At 43.2% G+C, this 15,024-nt stretch carries 17 protein-coding genes; 6 read left to right on the top strand and 11 right to left on the bottom strand.

Annotated features, from left to right (window positions below; translation table 11 throughout):
- Positions 1–70: 70 nt before the first annotated feature.
- The 4 genes from suhB to L1D21_RS05305 all read left to right on the top strand — a co-directional run bounded on the left by suhB (position 71) and on the right by L1D21_RS05305 (position 2,882).
- Positions 71–874 carry an inositol-1-monophosphatase gene (gene suhB / locus L1D21_RS05320; RefSeq protein WP_239844224.1) on the top strand — a complete coding sequence of 268 codons (804 nt, stop codon included), beginning with the start codon at positions 71–73 and terminating at the stop codon, positions 872–874.
- A gap of 268 nt (positions 875–1,142) precedes the next feature.
- Positions 1,143–1,550, top strand: a complete 408-nt coding sequence (locus L1D21_RS05315; protein ID WP_239844223.1) for a phosphate-starvation-inducible PsiE family protein — start codon at positions 1,143–1,145, stop codon at positions 1,548–1,550.
- A gap of 223 nt (positions 1,551–1,773) precedes the next feature.
- The gene (locus tag L1D21_RS05310; RefSeq protein WP_239844222.1) at positions 1,774–2,082 is read left to right on the top strand and encodes a PilZ domain-containing protein; all 309 of its coding nucleotides are present in this window, start codon (positions 1,774–1,776) and stop codon (positions 2,080–2,082) included.
- Between the two features lie 113 nt (positions 2,083–2,195).
- Positions 2,196–2,882 carry an AAA family ATPase gene (locus L1D21_RS05305; RefSeq protein WP_239844221.1) on the top strand — a complete coding sequence of 229 codons (687 nt, stop codon included), beginning with the start codon at positions 2,196–2,198 and terminating at the stop codon, positions 2,880–2,882.
- A 7-nt stretch (positions 2,883–2,889) separates the two neighbouring features.
- Here the strand turns inward: L1D21_RS05305 and L1D21_RS05300 are convergent, their stop codons facing one another.
- From L1D21_RS05300 to L1D21_RS05255, 10 genes are all read right to left on the bottom strand, one after another.
- On the bottom strand, positions 2,890–3,144 hold the full coding sequence (locus tag L1D21_RS05300) for a YecH family metal-binding protein (protein WP_239844220.1): 255 nt from the start codon (positions 3,142–3,144) through the stop codon (positions 2,890–2,892).
- Between the two features lie 104 nt (positions 3,145–3,248).
- Entirely contained in the window at positions 3,249–3,788 is a 540-nt protein-coding gene (locus L1D21_RS05295) for a YaeQ family protein (RefSeq protein ID WP_239844219.1), read from the bottom strand.
- A gap of 97 nt (positions 3,789–3,885) precedes the next feature.
- On the bottom strand, positions 3,886–4,797 hold the full coding sequence (locus tag L1D21_RS05290) for a bifunctional precorrin-2 dehydrogenase/sirohydrochlorin ferrochelatase (RefSeq protein ID WP_239844218.1): 912 nt from the start codon (positions 4,795–4,797) through the stop codon (positions 3,886–3,888).
- Between the two features lie 75 nt (positions 4,798–4,872).
- Positions 4,873–5,190 carry a DUF2007 domain-containing protein gene (locus tag L1D21_RS05285; RefSeq protein WP_239844217.1) on the bottom strand — a complete coding sequence of 106 codons (318 nt, stop codon included), beginning with the start codon at positions 5,188–5,190 and terminating at the stop codon, positions 4,873–4,875.
- A 393-nt stretch (positions 5,191–5,583) separates the two neighbouring features.
- A complete protein-coding gene (secF, locus tag L1D21_RS05280; protein ID WP_239844216.1) occupies positions 5,584–6,531 on the bottom strand; it encodes a protein translocase subunit SecF in 948 nt (315 codons plus the stop codon).
- A gap of 13 nt (positions 6,532–6,544) precedes the next feature.
- Positions 6,545–8,395: a protein translocase subunit SecD gene (secD, locus tag L1D21_RS05275; RefSeq protein WP_239844215.1), complete on the bottom strand. Its 1,851-nt coding sequence runs from the start codon at positions 8,393–8,395 to the stop codon at positions 6,545–6,547.
- Positions 8,396–8,433: 38 nt separating this feature from the next.
- Positions 8,434–8,766 carry a preprotein translocase subunit YajC gene (gene yajC / locus L1D21_RS05270; protein WP_239844214.1) on the bottom strand — a complete coding sequence of 111 codons (333 nt, stop codon included), beginning with the start codon at positions 8,764–8,766 and terminating at the stop codon, positions 8,434–8,436.
- A 27-nt stretch (positions 8,767–8,793) separates the two neighbouring features.
- A complete protein-coding gene (gene tgt / locus L1D21_RS05265) occupies positions 8,794–9,918 on the bottom strand; it encodes a tRNA guanosine(34) transglycosylase Tgt (RefSeq protein ID WP_239844213.1) in 1,125 nt (374 codons plus the stop codon).
- 168 nt (positions 9,919–10,086) lie between these two features.
- Complete coding sequence (queA, locus tag L1D21_RS05260) at positions 10,087–11,124, bottom strand: tRNA preQ1(34) S-adenosylmethionine ribosyltransferase-isomerase QueA (protein WP_239844212.1); 1,038 nt, start codon at positions 11,122–11,124, stop codon at positions 10,087–10,089.
- Positions 11,125–11,195: 71 nt separating this feature from the next.
- Positions 11,196–11,354 carry a hypothetical protein gene (locus L1D21_RS05255; protein ID WP_239844211.1) on the bottom strand — a complete coding sequence of 53 codons (159 nt, stop codon included), beginning with the start codon at positions 11,352–11,354 and terminating at the stop codon, positions 11,196–11,198.
- Positions 11,355–11,528: 174 nt separating this feature from the next.
- Here L1D21_RS05255 and L1D21_RS05250 point away from each other — a divergent pair, with 174 nt between their 5' ends.
- Positions 11,529–12,122, top strand: a complete 594-nt coding sequence (locus L1D21_RS05250) for an ACP phosphodiesterase (protein ID WP_239844210.1) — start codon at positions 11,529–11,531, stop codon at positions 12,120–12,122.
- A 25-nt stretch (positions 12,123–12,147) separates the two neighbouring features.
- Positions 12,148–12,675 carry a protein disulfide oxidoreductase gene (locus L1D21_RS05245; RefSeq protein WP_239844209.1) on the top strand — a complete coding sequence of 176 codons (528 nt, stop codon included), beginning with the start codon at positions 12,148–12,150 and terminating at the stop codon, positions 12,673–12,675.
- Between the two features lie 89 nt (positions 12,676–12,764).
- Here L1D21_RS05245 and L1D21_RS05240 read toward each other — a convergent pair whose 3' ends face one another.
- Positions 12,765–14,633, bottom strand: coding sequence for a methyl-accepting chemotaxis protein (locus L1D21_RS05240; protein WP_239844208.1), 1,869 nt, complete (start codon positions 14,631–14,633; stop codon positions 12,765–12,767).
- Between the last annotated feature and the right edge of the window lie 391 nt (positions 14,634–15,024).

The following is a 15,024-nucleotide window of genomic DNA, read 5'->3' as shown; positions in this document are numbered from 1 at the left end:
TATAACCATAAAATTTCGTATAATACGCGCCGATTATTTATATCTGTTCTTTAACATCCAGGGGATTGTAATGCATCCGATGCAGACTATTGCTGTGCGCGCTGCCCGCGCTGCCGGCCAAACAATTATGCGTGCTTATATGGAACTCGACCGTATTGAAGTAAGCAATAAAGGTATCAATGACTACGTAACTAACGTAGACAAAGAAGCTGAAGCTGCGATTACATATCAAATCCGCAAGTCTTACCCAGATCATACAATTGTTGCCGAAGAAGGTGGCGAAAATAAGGGTGACAATAAAGACTATATGTGGATTGTAGATCCCTTGGATGGCACTACTAACTTCGTTAGAGGCATCCCACACTTTGCGGTTTCTATCGCAGTTCAATATAAAGGCAAGACCGAAGTTGCTGTCGTTTACGATCCTGTTCGTGACGAGTTATTTACAGCTGTTCGCGGTAAAGGTGCCAAACTCAATGACTTCCGTATCCGTGTAAGCAAAGCCAATGATTTAAATGAAACCATTATCGGTACTGGTTTCCCATTCAAAGCTAAGCAACACAGTGAAACTTACATGAAGCTTTTTGCTTCAACCTTTAGCCAATGTGGTGACCTACGTCGTGCAGGTTCTGCTGCACTTGATCTAGCCTATGTTGCTGCTGGCCGTATGGATGCATTCTTCGAAATCAGTCTAAAGCCATGGGATATTGCTGCAGGCGACCTTATCGTTCGTGAAGGCGGCGGTACGGTAACTGATTTAACCGGTAACCATAACTACCTCACTTCAGGGAACATCATTGCTGGTACTCCAAAAGCGACTATCTCTTTAGTTAAGAGCTTCCGTCCTTTATTAAGTGAAGCATTAAAGCGCTAATCCATTTTGATATAGTACTAGTATTCCTTCCCTTAATACGCCACTCATAGATTTCATTCTAATGAGTGGCGTTCTTATTTACGCCACTCAAATGATCAACCTTGACTTTATATGGGCCACGCCTGCACAGTTATTTCAATATTATGACGCCTTAAAAACACGACCTATTTAACAACTTAACAATCATAATGTGACTAAACGCACCGACATCTGCTAGCCTAAATCTAAATAGTTGATACCATCAATAAAAACAATTACGAGAATAGTTATGGGCAAACTCTATAGCCGTTACGGCTCAAAAAGTCTCAAAGCGGTAGAACATTTTGTATTGATCATTATTGCGGTTGCGACGATTATTGCGATCGGTCAAGAGATAGTGCATATCATCAAGATGGGGGAAGTTGCCCTTGCCGATCTACTCTTGCTGTTCATCTATTTGGAAGTCTTAGCCATGGTGGCTAACTACGCCGAATCGGGTAAGTTACCGGTACGAATGCCACTGTATATTGCCATTGTTGCTTTAGCTCGTTATCTCATATTGGATATGAAGGGCATGGATGATTGGCGTATTATCGCAATTTCGGTATCAACTCTGGTACTGGCTTCAACCGTAATTGTTATTCGCTGGGGGCAACTAAAACTCCCCTACCCCAGAAAAGAAGAAGACGATTTATAATTTCCCAAACGGCGCTAATAACAGCGCCGCTTTATTCACCCCTTGCATTAAACTGTAATAACCTTATATGTAAATCTCCTAAGTTACTGGTTATATTAACGATGGTGAAGTATAAATAGAGACGAATCTTGTAATTTAGACTACTCTGAGCTTTATTGTACCAGAGTAAATTTGTGCTAAATTTAATCTTACTGTGCTCTGCCATTATCTTAGGGAATAACAAATGGGCCAATACCAACATCAATATGACGAACGTCGACAATCTCAGCGCGTCGACTTAGAAGCCGATCGGATCTTCTTGTCTTGGACTGATATACAGGGTAATTCTCGAACCGATAATGCCATCTGTCTCGATATCTCTCGCCAAGGCATATTGATTGAATACAGCGCTCCGTTCGTATTAGGCGATGAACTTCAAATCACCTTTAATCCCAATTCAGACACGCAAAACAGCGTTAGAGCTCAAGTTTGCCGTTGTAATGAAAGTGAGAACAATGCTAAAAAATTTCAAATTGCACTACAAATCCTTTAACTTTTCAGGTAACTAGTGTGTCATCATTTGAGCAACTGCGATAACCCTGCTCTATACTAATTGCACTTGATGTAGCTTAAATAAAGTCAAACTGGCTTAAGGGAGAAAAACTGATGATTCTGCTTGTGGGCGGCGAAAAAGGAGGAGCAGGAAAAAGCTGTATGGCGCAAAACCTGGCGGTTTATATTACTCAAGCTAAACAGGCAAATGTGCTGATGGTCGATTGCGATCCACAACGCACCACATCGGACTGGATCCAAGCACGAAATGAAGATCCCAATTTACCTTTAATCAACTGTATTCAGCTATATGGGAAAATTCGTAATGATCTTCTTGGCTTAGATCAACGATTCGATTACATCATTGTCGACTGTGGTGGCCAGGATAACTTAGCCATGAGAGCCGCCATGTCAGTCGCCAGCTATGTTGTCTTACCACTTAGGCCCAAACGCCGTGATTTAAAGACCCTCCCACACATGGAAGATATGCTCAGTACTTGCAAAATGGTTAATCCTAAGATGATTGCCACAGTGGTAATGACACAATGTCCGCCATTGCCAACACAATTTAAACGTATTTTAGAGGCCAAAGAGGTGGTCAATTCGTTTAATTTGAAGGTGCTAGATCATGTCACTTTTAATCGTAATATTTACGATGATAGTGAAGAGAGTGGTTCATCAGTGCTAGAAATTGAGCCCGACGGCAAAGCGGCTAATGAAATTCGCGCGATTGCCGAAGAGCTATTTGCTATTCCGCCGGAAAACGCATACGAATTCCAACAAGCAAAAGAAGGATCTTGACCTTAGTCTAGTGGTTACAGATCCTGTCTGCTGAAGTTTCAACACCTGTAGCTGATTCAGTAAACTTACCCTTCTTTTCCAAAAAAGCGATAAGTTGTTTCGCATCCATCTCACTCGCTGAACAAGTATGGAAGCGCGCTTGCTCACCAAAACGTTCTGCAATGAGATGTTCTAATTCCAATTTTGAAACCGCACGACCTAATGAAATCATAAACTCCATCACTTGATGACCATGAATAGATTCAGACACAACTTGCGACATAGCAACCTCTTTAAAGATACAAATAATTTATACCTTTATAGCGTAAAGCTTGTTACTAAACTTTGATCTGTGACTCACACTCTGAAAATGCCATCAAATAACACTTATTCTTTTAAGATTTCAGGAATGATCTGCACACTCCCTAAATCATTAGACATCCAAATCTCACCTTCACAGATATTAAACTGAACTATCATGCTGCGGCTGACCAAATCTCCCATCGCCTTAACGGCCTTTTCTGGGATATTCCACACTTTTAAATTATTATAGCGAGAAAAAGCTTGTTGGTTTTGCTGCCACCAAATTGGCACACTACGACCACCATAAGCAAATAGCTGCACCTGCTGTGATCGGCCACATGCTTTCCTTACCCATTTTTCATCACTTTGACCAAAATCGATCCACAGTTCAATCTCATCGCTGAGGGATTTTTGCCATAACTCGGGTTCATCTTCGACACACAATCCCTTACTGAATTGCAAGCTATCGCTAGCGTTTAAGGCAAAAGCCAATAAACGCAACATCATACGAGCATCAGTTTCAGAAGGGTGTTGAGCGAGTGTCAGATTATGATCTTGATAGTAACCACGATCCATATCCGCAATCTGTAATTGCGCTTTGTAAACGGTTGATTTGAGTGCCATGTAGATCTAATTGAAAAAATTTTGCTTAGTCTACCCTAAAGCACTGTGGAAAACAGATTAACTCGAAATGATGCTTAACAATTGGCTTAAATAAGCCTTAGATTGAACCCACCTTTAAGTGTTTTGCCATCGGAAAATATGCCACCAACTTACTTATGGCCTCCTTGTTAGCATAAATCAAACTGCGCTGGCCTTTGTCATATAACTCTGATAATTGGCTCATACTGATCATGGCTTCTCTGGAAGCATCACGGCGACATAATTCCAACAATGAATGAGGCAGTGCGAGCTCACTATAAACAACATCCAATTTTTGTAGCAAAGGCATAGCAGCAATTGGCAGTAAACTAAATTCCGTTAACTCATCAATCAATAAGATCTCACCTTGACTGGATAACTGATTAAAAGCATTAGCGTAATGCACCGATGTCTTGTCGTCGAAACCGTCACCATTAGCCTCGAAAAAATGCTCCCAGAACAGTTTACGCTGATGAAAAACGGGTAGCTTTTGTTGTACCTCGACTCGGCGTTCTGCAATAAAATCCAATAAAGGATTAAGTGAATGAGGCAGTAATGTTTCAATGCGAGAACGCAAGTCACGGGCAAATACTGGCGCGGCACCCGCAGTGCTAATGGCCACCTGCAATTTGCCTCTATCAATAATGGAAGGGGTGATGAATCGACATAATGCAGGCGAGTCGACCACATTAACCCAAATCCCGTGCTGATGCGCATATAAAGCAAAGCGCTGATTTAACTCATCATCTGCGGTTGCAAGATACAAAAGGTCAATATCAATAATATCCTCAACATCGGCTTCTCGCTGCAATAGCCTAATGCGTTGAGATTGTTGATAAGCCAATACTTCATGACAAACATCTGGCGCTATCACCGTGATATGTGCGTCGGTACGAGATAGCAGATCAAGTTTACGACTGGCAACTTCTCCGGCGCCGATAAGCAGAACTCGCAGGGATTGGGTATCAACAAACAGTGGGAAATATTGCATGTTAGGCTTACTCGTTAATTATCCAGCCAATATTCAAGCTGGTAGGCATGATAACAACAGACCATCAAATCAAAACTAACTTATTAATTCGCTTCGCTCAGCACAGCAGTTCCAGCAAAGCTCAAAATTACCTTCATTTATTTCATGGCATTTAACACATTGCCATTTAGGGCTCACACTATTGAGGGTTTCAAGTTGCGCTAATGCCTGATCATATTGGGATTCACCGACCCAAAGCTCAACGTCTTGTAGATCAGCAGGAAGCTCACCCACCCCCCCTAATAAAGCTTCACCGCGAAGTTCAACGGTAATGCCACAAGTTTCTAACATCCCTTTCCAACTATGAGCCTGCAGCAAGTTACCGCTCGCGACCAGTCGACTTCTCTCTTCCATGCTTACCTCGTTATGCCCAGCTAAGATTGCCTTTCAGCTCATCGCCATACATCCTAACGTCAAAGCGACTCGATTGTCGATAACTCTAGCGGATCATTTACATTTAATACCAACCAGCATGAGAAAGTGATCTACTCAACGTGTTTTTTGGCTACTAATTCAAGGCGAATGGATGGTGCAATGGTTTTCCCTTGTAAGGCCATTCAACGTAGAAATAAGAACTCAAAAGCACGCCTAACAGACGAGTTTAACCGTAGAACAACCATGCCCTTCACTCGTTGCCTTGCCTCAGCAGCGCTTAATTCTCGCTGAACGATAACATCTTTATACTGATGGATATTACAGATATAAAAAAAGCCACAATCTGTGGCTTTTTATTGATGAATCTTGAGCTTATGGCATCAGAGCGTCTTGATCTGCGCCTTCTTTCTCAATCTCAACTGGCATCATATGTTCACGATTGATCCCAAGCTTAATCGCTAGGAAACTCGCGACATAAATCGATGAGAAGGTACCCACAAAAATACCCATTAGCAATGCGGTAGCAAAGCCATGGATCATGGTGCCGCCTTTAAGGAACAAGGCAATGACCACCACTAAAGTCGTTCCTGTGGTAATAATGGTACGGCTCATAGTCTGAGTAATAGATACGTTAACGACTTCTTCAGGGCTTCCCTTTCTCATTTTCAAGAAGTTCTCACGAATACGGTCAAATACTACAATCGTATCGTTAAGTGAGTAACCTACAACCGTTAGCACACCGGCTAATACAGTTAAGTCAAATTCCAGTTGGAAAATAGAGAACACACCTAGCGTGATGATAACGTCATGAGCTAGTGCCGCTACTGAACCTAATGCTAACCGCCATTCGAAACGGAATGACACGTAGATAAGAATACAGATAAGCGCGACTAATACTGCTAAACCACCTTGTTCAGCCAGTTCCTTACCTACTTGTGGGCCGACAAACTCGACGCGCTTTTGCACAACACTTGGATCAACTGTCGCCGCCCCTTCCATCACGTGTTGAACTTGTAAGTCGCTCTTAACACCCGCTTTAACCGGAAGACGGATGAGTACATCGCGGCTTGAACCAAAGTTCTGCACTACAGCACCGTCAGTCTCTTCGGTATTCAATAAGCTACGAATCTTATTAAGGTCAACCGCTTGAGAAAACTCCATCTCGACGACAGTACCGCCGGTAAAGTCTAATCCCCAGTTAATGCCTTTCACTGCAAGTGAGCCCAATGAACCCAACACTAAGATCAGAGACAAGATACTGATCGGCACAGCATGACGTAAGAAGTTGATCGTGCCTTTTATTGATAAAATCTGGAACATGGTCAACTTCCCCTTAAATCGACAGTTTCTTCACACGCTTACCGCCCCACATCGCGTTCACGATTGAACGTGTACCGACAATGGAAGTAAACATAGACGTTGCAATACCTATCATCAGTGTCACCGCGAAGCCTTTAACGGCACCGGTTCCCACAGCAAACAGGATTAACGCTGTCATAAAGGTGGTAATGTTAGCATCGGCAATGGTTGAAAACGCGTTGCCGTAGCCTTCATGAATAGCTTGCTGAACGCTACGACCAGCACGTAACTCTTCTCGAATACGCTCGTAAATAAGCACGTTACCATCAACAGCCATACCAACAGTCAGTACCATACCGGCAATACCTGGCAGCGTTAAAACCGCGCCAGGGATCATCGACATAACCCCAACAACCATGACTAAGTTAGCTGTCAACGCTAGATTAGCGATCAGACCAAATCCACGGTAATAAACCAGCATAAAGATAAGTACAACCGCCATCCCCCAAATCATCGCCTGAACACCGTTTTCGATATTCTCGGCACCTAGGCTTGGGCCAATGGTACGTTCTTCTACAATCGAAACTGGCGCAATCAATGCACCGGCACGAAGTAGTAACGCGAGGTTTTGAGCTTCAGAATGGTCTAGACCGGTAATAACGAAGTTACGACCAAGACGGGCTTGAATTGTCGCGACCGAAATCACCTCTTCAATCTTATCCATCTTGACGCTACCATCTGGGTTTTTAGCACCGTTATCTTTATATTCGATAAACAGTGTCGCCATTGGCTTGCCAATATTGTCTTTAGTGACATTTGAGAAGATAGATCCGCCTTTCGCATCGAGATTAATCGATACTTGAGGACGACTATATTCATCGAAACTTGGCTGGGCACCTTGGATATGATCACCAGTGAGCATAACGGCTTTTTGCAACGCAACTTGACCACCTTGACGACGGTTGTAAATTTGCGATGTGGCAGCAATACGACCACTAGCAATAGCCGCTGCATCAGCTTTTTCATCAACCATATGGAATTCGATTGACGCTGTTGCACCTAGAATGTCTTTAGCGCGGGCTGTATCTTGTACACCAGGCAGTTCGACGATGATGCGTTCTGCACCTTGGCGTTGTACCACAGGCTCAGCAACACCCAATTCGTTTACACGGTTACGCAATGTGGTGATGTTTTGCTGCAGCGCCTCTTCCTTAATCTGCTTAAGGTAGACCTCGCTCATGCTTGCCAGTAACTGGTAATTATCACCAGCAGTGACATCAGTAAACACCATGTCATTACTACGTGTTTTTAGGAATCGTTCTGCTTTAGTGAGGTTTTCTGCATCACGGAACTTAATCTCAATCCCTTTAGGGGTATTGCGAATGCCCGCGTAGCGAATCTTTTCACTACGAAGATCGGCTCTAAAATCGGCGATTTTAGCTTCGGTCATCTTGCGAATTGCTTCACTCATGTCCACTTCCATCAAGAAGTGCACACCACCACGTAAGTCGAGACCTAGTTTCATTGGACTACCGCCCATAGACTCTAACCACTTAGGTGTCGCAGGCGCTAAGTTTAACGCGACGATATACTTATTACCGAGTGAATCTGCAATGGCCTCTTTCGCTAACAATTGCTGCTCTGCGTTCGCCACACGTACTAATAACTGACCATTTTCTAGCTCAGAACGTTTAACCGTGATCCCTTTTGCAGTCAATATCTCGTTGACTTGCGTCTGAGTCGATACATTGACTTCGGCACCACGACTTGCAACGACCTGTACAGCATGGTCTTCACCAAATAAATTTGGTATTGCGTAGAATGCACCTACGGCGATAATAATTATCACCATTAGGTTTTTCCACATTGGGTATTTATTTAACACACCATCGCCCTCTTGGCTTAAAGTGACTTAGATATAACTTAAAGTGACTTAATAGACCCTTTAGGCAACACAGCCGCGATATAATCCTTTTTAATCGTGATTTCTGTTGTTTCGTTAATCGCTAACAAAACGTAATCATTCTCGTCGCTGATCTTGGCGATTTTGCCTAAGATCCCACCGCTCGTTAATACCTCATCACCTTTGCTCAATGAGCTCATTAGGTTTTTATGCTCTTTAACACGCTTTGACTGAGGACGGAAAATCATGAAATAGAAAATCAAACCAAAAATGACCAACATGAAAATCAATTCCATGGTGCCACCACCCGCAGGTGCCCCAGCTGTATTTGCGTATGCATTTGAAATGAACATATTTCTCTCTTCTTATTAGCAGTTGTATTAATCGGATAACTTAGGGACTTCACGACCTTGACTGGTATAGAACTCCTCAACAAAGGCGTCTAATGTACCTGTCTCGATTGCGCCACGCAAACCTTCCATCAACATTTGATAATAACGTAGGTTATGGATGGTATTTAAACGCGCTCCCAAAATTTCGTTGCAACGATCTAAATGGTACAAGTATGCCCGTGAGTAGTTCTTACAGGTATAACAATCACATTTAGTATCGAGTGGTGAAGTGTCATCACGATGACGCGCATTGCGGATCTTGATAACGCCTTCACTGGTAAACAGATGACCATTACGAGCATTACGTGTTGGCATGACGCAATCAAACATATCAACGCCACGACGTACGCCTTCAACCAAATCTTCTGGCTTACCGACCCCCATCAAATAACGTGGTTTATCGGTTGGGATTTTAGGACAAACATGCTCCAAAATTCGGTGCATATCTTCTTTTGGCTCACCAACGGCTAAACCACCAATAGCATAGCCATCGAAACCTATGTTAACTAAGCCTTCAAGACTTTCATCACGCAGATCTTCATAGACACCACCCTGAATAATCCCAAACAATGAATTAGGGTTTTCCAGTCGGTTAAACTCATCGCGAGAGCGTTTAGCCCAGCGCAATGACATCTGCATCGATTTGCGCGCTTCATCTTCAGTTGCAGGATACGGTGTACATTCATCAAAAATCATCACCACGTCGCTGCCTAATGAGTCCTGGATCTGCATCGACTTTTCAGGATCCAAGAACACTTTCTCACCATTGATGGGCGAACGGAAATGCACCCCTTCTTCGGTGATCTTACGAATATCACCAAGGCTGAAAACCTGGAATCCACCAGAGTCAGTCAAAATCGGACGCTGCCAGTTCATAAAATCATGCAAATCACCATGCTTACGCATGATCTCTTCGCCTGGACGTAGCCAGAGATGGAAAGTATTACCCAACAGAATATCGGCACCGGTCGCTCGAACTTCTTCAGGTGTCATTCCTTTTACCGTACCGTAGGTGCCAACCGGCATAAATGCTGGCGTTTCTACAGTGCCACGTTCAAACACTAAGCGACCACGACGTGCACGGCCATCGGTCGTATCTAATTCAAATTTCATAATTCACCTCGCCAGAGAAACAGTCTGACTTTGAGTTACGCAAACTTTTGTTGCGCCATTAAACAACAGATAAGGGCAAACAATTCAGTATCAACCCTAAATCACAAAAAAATCTAAAAAAATACCCACCGCGTAAGTGGGGTGGGTATTTTAAAACAAAATCACTTGTTAATTCGCTTTTTTAGTCACAAACATGGCATCACCATAGCTAAAAAAGCGGTATTTTTGTTCGATCGCGTGCTGATAGGCATTTTTTACTTCATCAAAACCGGCAAACGCACTAATCAGCATAATCAACGTCGACTCTGGTAGATGGAAGTTTGTCACCATGGCATCGACCACTTGGAACTCATATCCAGGGTAAATAAAGATATCGGTATCACTGCTGAAAGGTTTAAGTTTACCAGCACTGGCCTTAGCTGCACTTTCCAGTGAACGAACTGAAGTTGTTCCCACGGCTATCACTCGATTACCCGATGCCTTCGTAGCATTAATTTGATCGACAACCTCTTGTGAAACCTGAGCCCACTCTGAATGCATCTTATGTTCGAGAATGTTGTCAACACGAACCGGCTGAAAGGTGCCAGCTCCCACATGCAAAGTCACAAAGGCGGTGTTAACCCCTTTCTCTTTAAGCTGTTCCAGCAAGTTATCGTCGAAATGTAAACCCGCTGTCGGCGCAGCGACTGCACCTGGATTTTGGTTATAGACAGTTTGATAGCGCTCTTTATCGGCATCCTCATCAGGACGGTCGATATAGGGAGGTAATGGCATATGCCCTACCTCTTCCAACACTTCTAAGATAGTTTTATCACTGTTTAACTCAAGCTCAAATAAGGCATCATGGCGCGCGACCATGGTCATTTGATAATCGCCATCTAAAACAATGATACTGTTAACTTTAGGGGATTTTGAACTACGAACATGAGCGAGAATACGCTTTTCATCTAGCATCCGCTCAACAAGAACTTCCAGTTTGCCGCCGGTCTGCTTCTGGCCGAATAGTCGTGCAGGGATCACTCGCGTGTTGTTAAATACCATTAAATCGCCAGGATTAACCATGGCCAAAATATCGGTAAACTGCTTATCGGCAACTGCACCTGTCTCACCATCTAAAATGAGCAAACGTGAAGCAGTTCGCTCTGCCATGGGATATCTGGCAATCAGTTCATCAGGAAGATCAAAAGAAAAGTCGGCAACTCGCATAATTAGTCTCTGCTTAACATAAATCGGCCGCTAGTCTATTGGCTGAAACGCAGAAGATCAAGGAACACGCACTAGTTAACGCCTTTGTCTTTACCGTGATGGCGACTGTCTTTGGGGGAACCTGCAGAAAAACCGCTGTAACGACTCTGCTCTATGGGAATGTCAACCTGCACACGCTTTCGTTTAGGCTGAGATTTTTGGGCATATAACTGTGATAACCAGCTCCACATCGTCCATGATCCTATAACCGATATACTTGATTAATAAAGTGTCATCATGCGCACATCCTTAAGGCCAGCCTAATTTGTCTTCTCAAACACAAGCACAAAATAAAAGGTTCCTTAGCACATCAGGCCATGATAACGTGAAAACAGAGATTTGATAAAGACAAATATAGACTATTCATGAACTTTCTGGCACACCTTCATCTTGCAGATAATAGCAACACGAGTCTTGGCGCAAATTTGGCTGGTGATTTTGCCAAAGGCAATATTGCCGATCACCCCAAATCGCTTCAACAAGGGATCTGGCTACATCGACAAATAGACTCGCTTACCGACAGCCATGAGCTCACTAAAGAGTTAAGGGCTGCGTTTCCAACAGCTTTGCAACGCGCAGCGCCCATCTTAATTGATTTGTCATTTGATCATATGCTTGCCAAATATTGGGACGAATACCACAACCAATCTCTAGCGGATTTTGCCCTAAAAGCTTATAGCCAATTAGACAACACGCCTGATTTGCCAGAAAAGCTCAATACGTTGATACCTAGAATGCGCAGTGAAAATTGGCTCACCGGCTACCAGAGCCGCCAAGGATTAAATCAAACCATCGAATCGGTCGCTAAACGCATATCTAAACCCGAAATTTTTAAAGGGGCGACTAAAGCGGTAGAGAAAATGGATATCGACATCGAGATTGCCTTTCGCACCTTCTACCCACAACTGATGGCCTACACTCGAATCTGGACTCGCCAAACCCCTAGCGAATTCCTCTAATCGCTAATAGTCTGCGTAAATTGATGTGTCTTGGCTCAATCGAAAACTCGCTATAAGCTCTTGGCTCACGCCAAAACGTAAACGCTATCGTTATCTCAGAGACTTTATCTTTCTGGCTCTGTTTGCTTTTGCCCTACTCAGCTATCAACAGAGACACATGCTCAGTGGCCAAGCACCGGCAATTGATGCCATCAGCACTCAGGGAGAGGCCATTCACTTTGCCAACGTTCAACCAACCCTAGTTTATTTCTGGGGCACTTGGTGCCCGGTGTGCCGAATCACCTCGCCCATGGTCAATAGTCTTGCGCCAGGTGCCAAGGTGATCAGTATCGCAGTTGGCTCAGGAACCGATGAGCAGATAAATCAGTTTATGCTTGAACATCAATATCAATTCGATGTGATAAACGATAAGACTCAGTTGCATCAAACCTGGGGAGCCATGGCATTTCCATCTATCTATATTGTCGATGCCGAAGGTCAAATCCGCTATAAAACCTCTGGTGCCACCAGCAGCTGGGGAATGAAGCTTCGACTTTGGTTAGCCAAGTTCTAACTCTCCATAGGCAATAAAAAACCTCATCATTTGATGAGGCTTTTATTCAATTTACTTGGCGCGATTAGCTCCCACGCCAATTGTAACGCTTAAGCTTGGGTCTTAAAGCGGCTAACCGATTCATTTAATGACTCACACTGAACTTCAAGTTCCATAGATAACTGCTTGTTATTGAGTGAGGTATTAGCGGTTTCTTGTGCTACATCGCGAATACTGCTGATGTTCTTATTCACTTCACTCGCTACCGTACTTTGCTGCTCAACCGCTGCTGCAATCTGGGTACTCATGTCGAGAATCTCAGTAATGTCGCTATTGATCTGTTGCAACAATCCACCAGCAGATGCCGCTTGCTGTGAACTATCCTGCCCCTGAATCTGAGTTTCTTGCATCAGTTCAACAATATTTTTGGTTCTGCTTTGCAAGGTATCGATAATCTTAGAGATCTCTTCGGTAGACTCCTGAGTACGAAATGCTAGGCTACGAACTTCATCGGCGACCACCGCAAAACCTCTACCTTGCTCACCGGCTCTTGCCGCTTCAATCGCCGCGTTAAGCGCAAGTAGGTTAGTCTGTTCGGCAATAGCACGAATAACATCAAGTACTGTACCTATGGTTTGACTATCTTTATCGAGCTCTGCAACCACATCAGCCGACTGCGACAACTTGTCAGTCAATGATTGGATCTTACCAATTGTCTGCTCGACACTATTCAAACCATTTTGAGTATTCTGATGGGCTTTTTCGGCACGTTCGGCGGCTAGCTCAGTATTTTGCGAGATATCATCAATGGTCGCCCCCATCTCAGTGATAGCCGTTGCCACCATATCGGTTTCTTGTAGTTGTTGCTCAACACCTTGCGATGTACTTTCTGAGTATTGCTGCAGTTGATTACTCGAGTCTCTCACCTGCGCAATCGAGTTAGTAACTTCATTAATTAATGCGTTAAAACTAGCAAGCATCGCGTTAATTGAGGCACCAATTTGACCAAGTTCATCGTCACTGGTCTCACAGCGTAATGTTAGATCGTTACTGTCTTTAATCTCTTCAATAACTTTGGTAATACCACTAATGCTGTTAACAATATTTCGCGAAAGCAGTATCGTCAGCATTCCAAGTAAGATAACGATAAAGACGAAGAACAGAATGTTAATAACCCAACCATGCTGCTCTGCTTCCACGATAGCGATATCTGAGGTTTCACTGATTTCTTCGATAGTTCTTTCAGCATTGGCCGCTGTTTTGCTCATATTAGCAAGTAGCCCCTGAGAACCATCAAGACCTAACGTTTGCTCAGCCTCAGTTACCGCCAAGAACGACTTAATATAAATACCTAAGTTAGCTTTTTTACTGTCGACACTAAGCTGTCCACGCTCAAGCTCAGCAAGTTGCGAGTAAAGCTCATCAACATAGTCCTGTACTTTAGCGGCATATTTCATGTCATGACGTAATAAGAAATCTTTTTCTGCACGGCGAATTTGCAGTAATGTCACTTTTAAACCTTGAAGTTCACCGGACACATCAAATTCTTTTTCAAGGGTATGGGCAGCATTACGAAGTACTCCCATCAAACCATCGGTGGGAGAAAGACCAATTTTTTCTTGTAAATCAAAGACAGAGACTGCTGCGTCTTCATAAGACTTTAGCGCACGAGACAAATCATCAAAATGACGCGTATCTAAATCATGCTCAATAAAAGTGGCTTTTAACACCTTAATATCGGCTTCGACACTTTGTAATGCCTCTTGATGCACCGACTTTAGCTTAATATCTTTGCTGCTGAGGAAGTTTTTCTCCGCATTGCGAACCGCTAATACTTTAGCTTCAAGGTGCGCCGTTGTTGTAAGGGCATGGCTCAGCGATTTCACGGTTCCATTTGAATACTGTTGCAGGCCAAAAACTGCAAATAAGACAGTGATCGTAACAACAGTGTTGAGCAGCAGTTTAGTTTTTAATTTCATACTTACATCTTCCGAAGGACTTTATATCCCATTTATATGGCTGAAATAGCCGGAACCTAGCGTATTACACTATTTCTATCGGAAAACTTTCACTGTCCTTTAGCTCTTTTTATTGTTTTAAAGATCCCTTAATTAGATTAAACAACTTATAATCTTGATATTAAAAGAGATGTTTAGCTCATTCTTATTTAGCACAATTCAATAACTGCCCAAAAACCAAACCTACGCTGAAGTTTGTGCCAACATCAATCACGAAAACAGATATGGAATATGTGAATATTGACTTGGGTAAGATATGCTCAGAGACCAAATTGCATGACAACAAAGACCTGTCCAGCAAGAGTTAAAACAAACTCTATTCCATGATCATGAAGAGAAAGTATGGAGAAAA

Origin of the sequence: Shewanella sp. Isolate11 (assembly GCF_022398315.1) — a bacterium.
GTDB lineage: Bacteria > Pseudomonadota > Gammaproteobacteria > Enterobacterales > Shewanellaceae > Shewanella.
The sequence above is the reverse complement of the archived record's forward strand: the minus strand, read 5'-3'. Positions and strand labels throughout refer to the sequence as shown.

What these genes read in the sequence shown, in the direction of transcription:
- suhB (WP_239844224.1), top strand. Translation starts at nt 71, where the DNA reads ATGCATCCGATGCAGACTATTGCTGTGCGCGCTGCCCGCGCTGCCGGC.
- L1D21_RS05315 (WP_239844223.1), top strand. Translation starts at nt 1,143, where the DNA reads ATGGGCAAACTCTATAGCCGTTACGGCTCAAAAAGTCTCAAAGCGGTA.
- L1D21_RS05310 (WP_239844222.1), top strand. Translation starts at nt 1,774, where the DNA reads ATGGGCCAATACCAACATCAATATGACGAACGTCGACAATCTCAGCGC.
- L1D21_RS05305 (WP_239844221.1), top strand. Translation starts at nt 2,196, where the DNA reads ATGATTCTGCTTGTGGGCGGCGAAAAAGGAGGAGCAGGAAAAAGCTGT.
- L1D21_RS05300 (WP_239844220.1), bottom strand. Translation starts at nt 3,144, where the DNA reads ATGTCGCAAGTTGTGTCTGAATCTATTCATGGTCATCAAGTGATGGAG.
- L1D21_RS05295 (WP_239844219.1), bottom strand. Translation starts at nt 3,788, where the DNA reads ATGGCACTCAAATCAACCGTTTACAAAGCGCAATTACAGATTGCGGAT.
- L1D21_RS05290 (WP_239844218.1), bottom strand. Translation starts at nt 4,797, where the DNA reads ATGCAATATTTCCCACTGTTTGTTGATACCCAATCCCTGCGAGTTCTG.
- L1D21_RS05285 (WP_239844217.1), bottom strand. Translation starts at nt 5,190, where the DNA reads ATGGAAGAGAGAAGTCGACTGGTCGCGAGCGGTAACTTGCTGCAGGCT.
- secF (WP_239844216.1), bottom strand. Translation starts at nt 6,531, where the DNA reads ATGTTCCAGATTTTATCAATAAAAGGCACGATCAACTTCTTACGTCAT.
- yajC (WP_239844214.1), bottom strand. Translation starts at nt 8,766, where the DNA reads ATGTTCATTTCAAATGCATACGCAAATACAGCTGGGGCACCTGCGGGT.
- tgt (WP_239844213.1), bottom strand. Translation starts at nt 9,918, where the DNA reads ATGAAATTTGAATTAGATACGACCGATGGCCGTGCACGTCGTGGTCGC.
- queA (WP_239844212.1), bottom strand. Translation starts at nt 11,124, where the DNA reads ATGCGAGTTGCCGACTTTTCTTTTGATCTTCCTGATGAACTGATTGCC.
- L1D21_RS05255 (WP_239844211.1), bottom strand. Translation starts at nt 11,354, where the DNA reads ATGTGGAGCTGGTTATCACAGTTATATGCCCAAAAATCTCAGCCTAAA.
- L1D21_RS05250 (WP_239844210.1), top strand. Translation starts at nt 11,529, where the DNA reads ATGAACTTTCTGGCACACCTTCATCTTGCAGATAATAGCAACACGAGT.
- L1D21_RS05240 (WP_239844208.1), bottom strand. Translation starts at nt 14,633, where the DNA reads ATGAAATTAAAAACTAAACTGCTGCTCAACACTGTTGTTACGATCACT.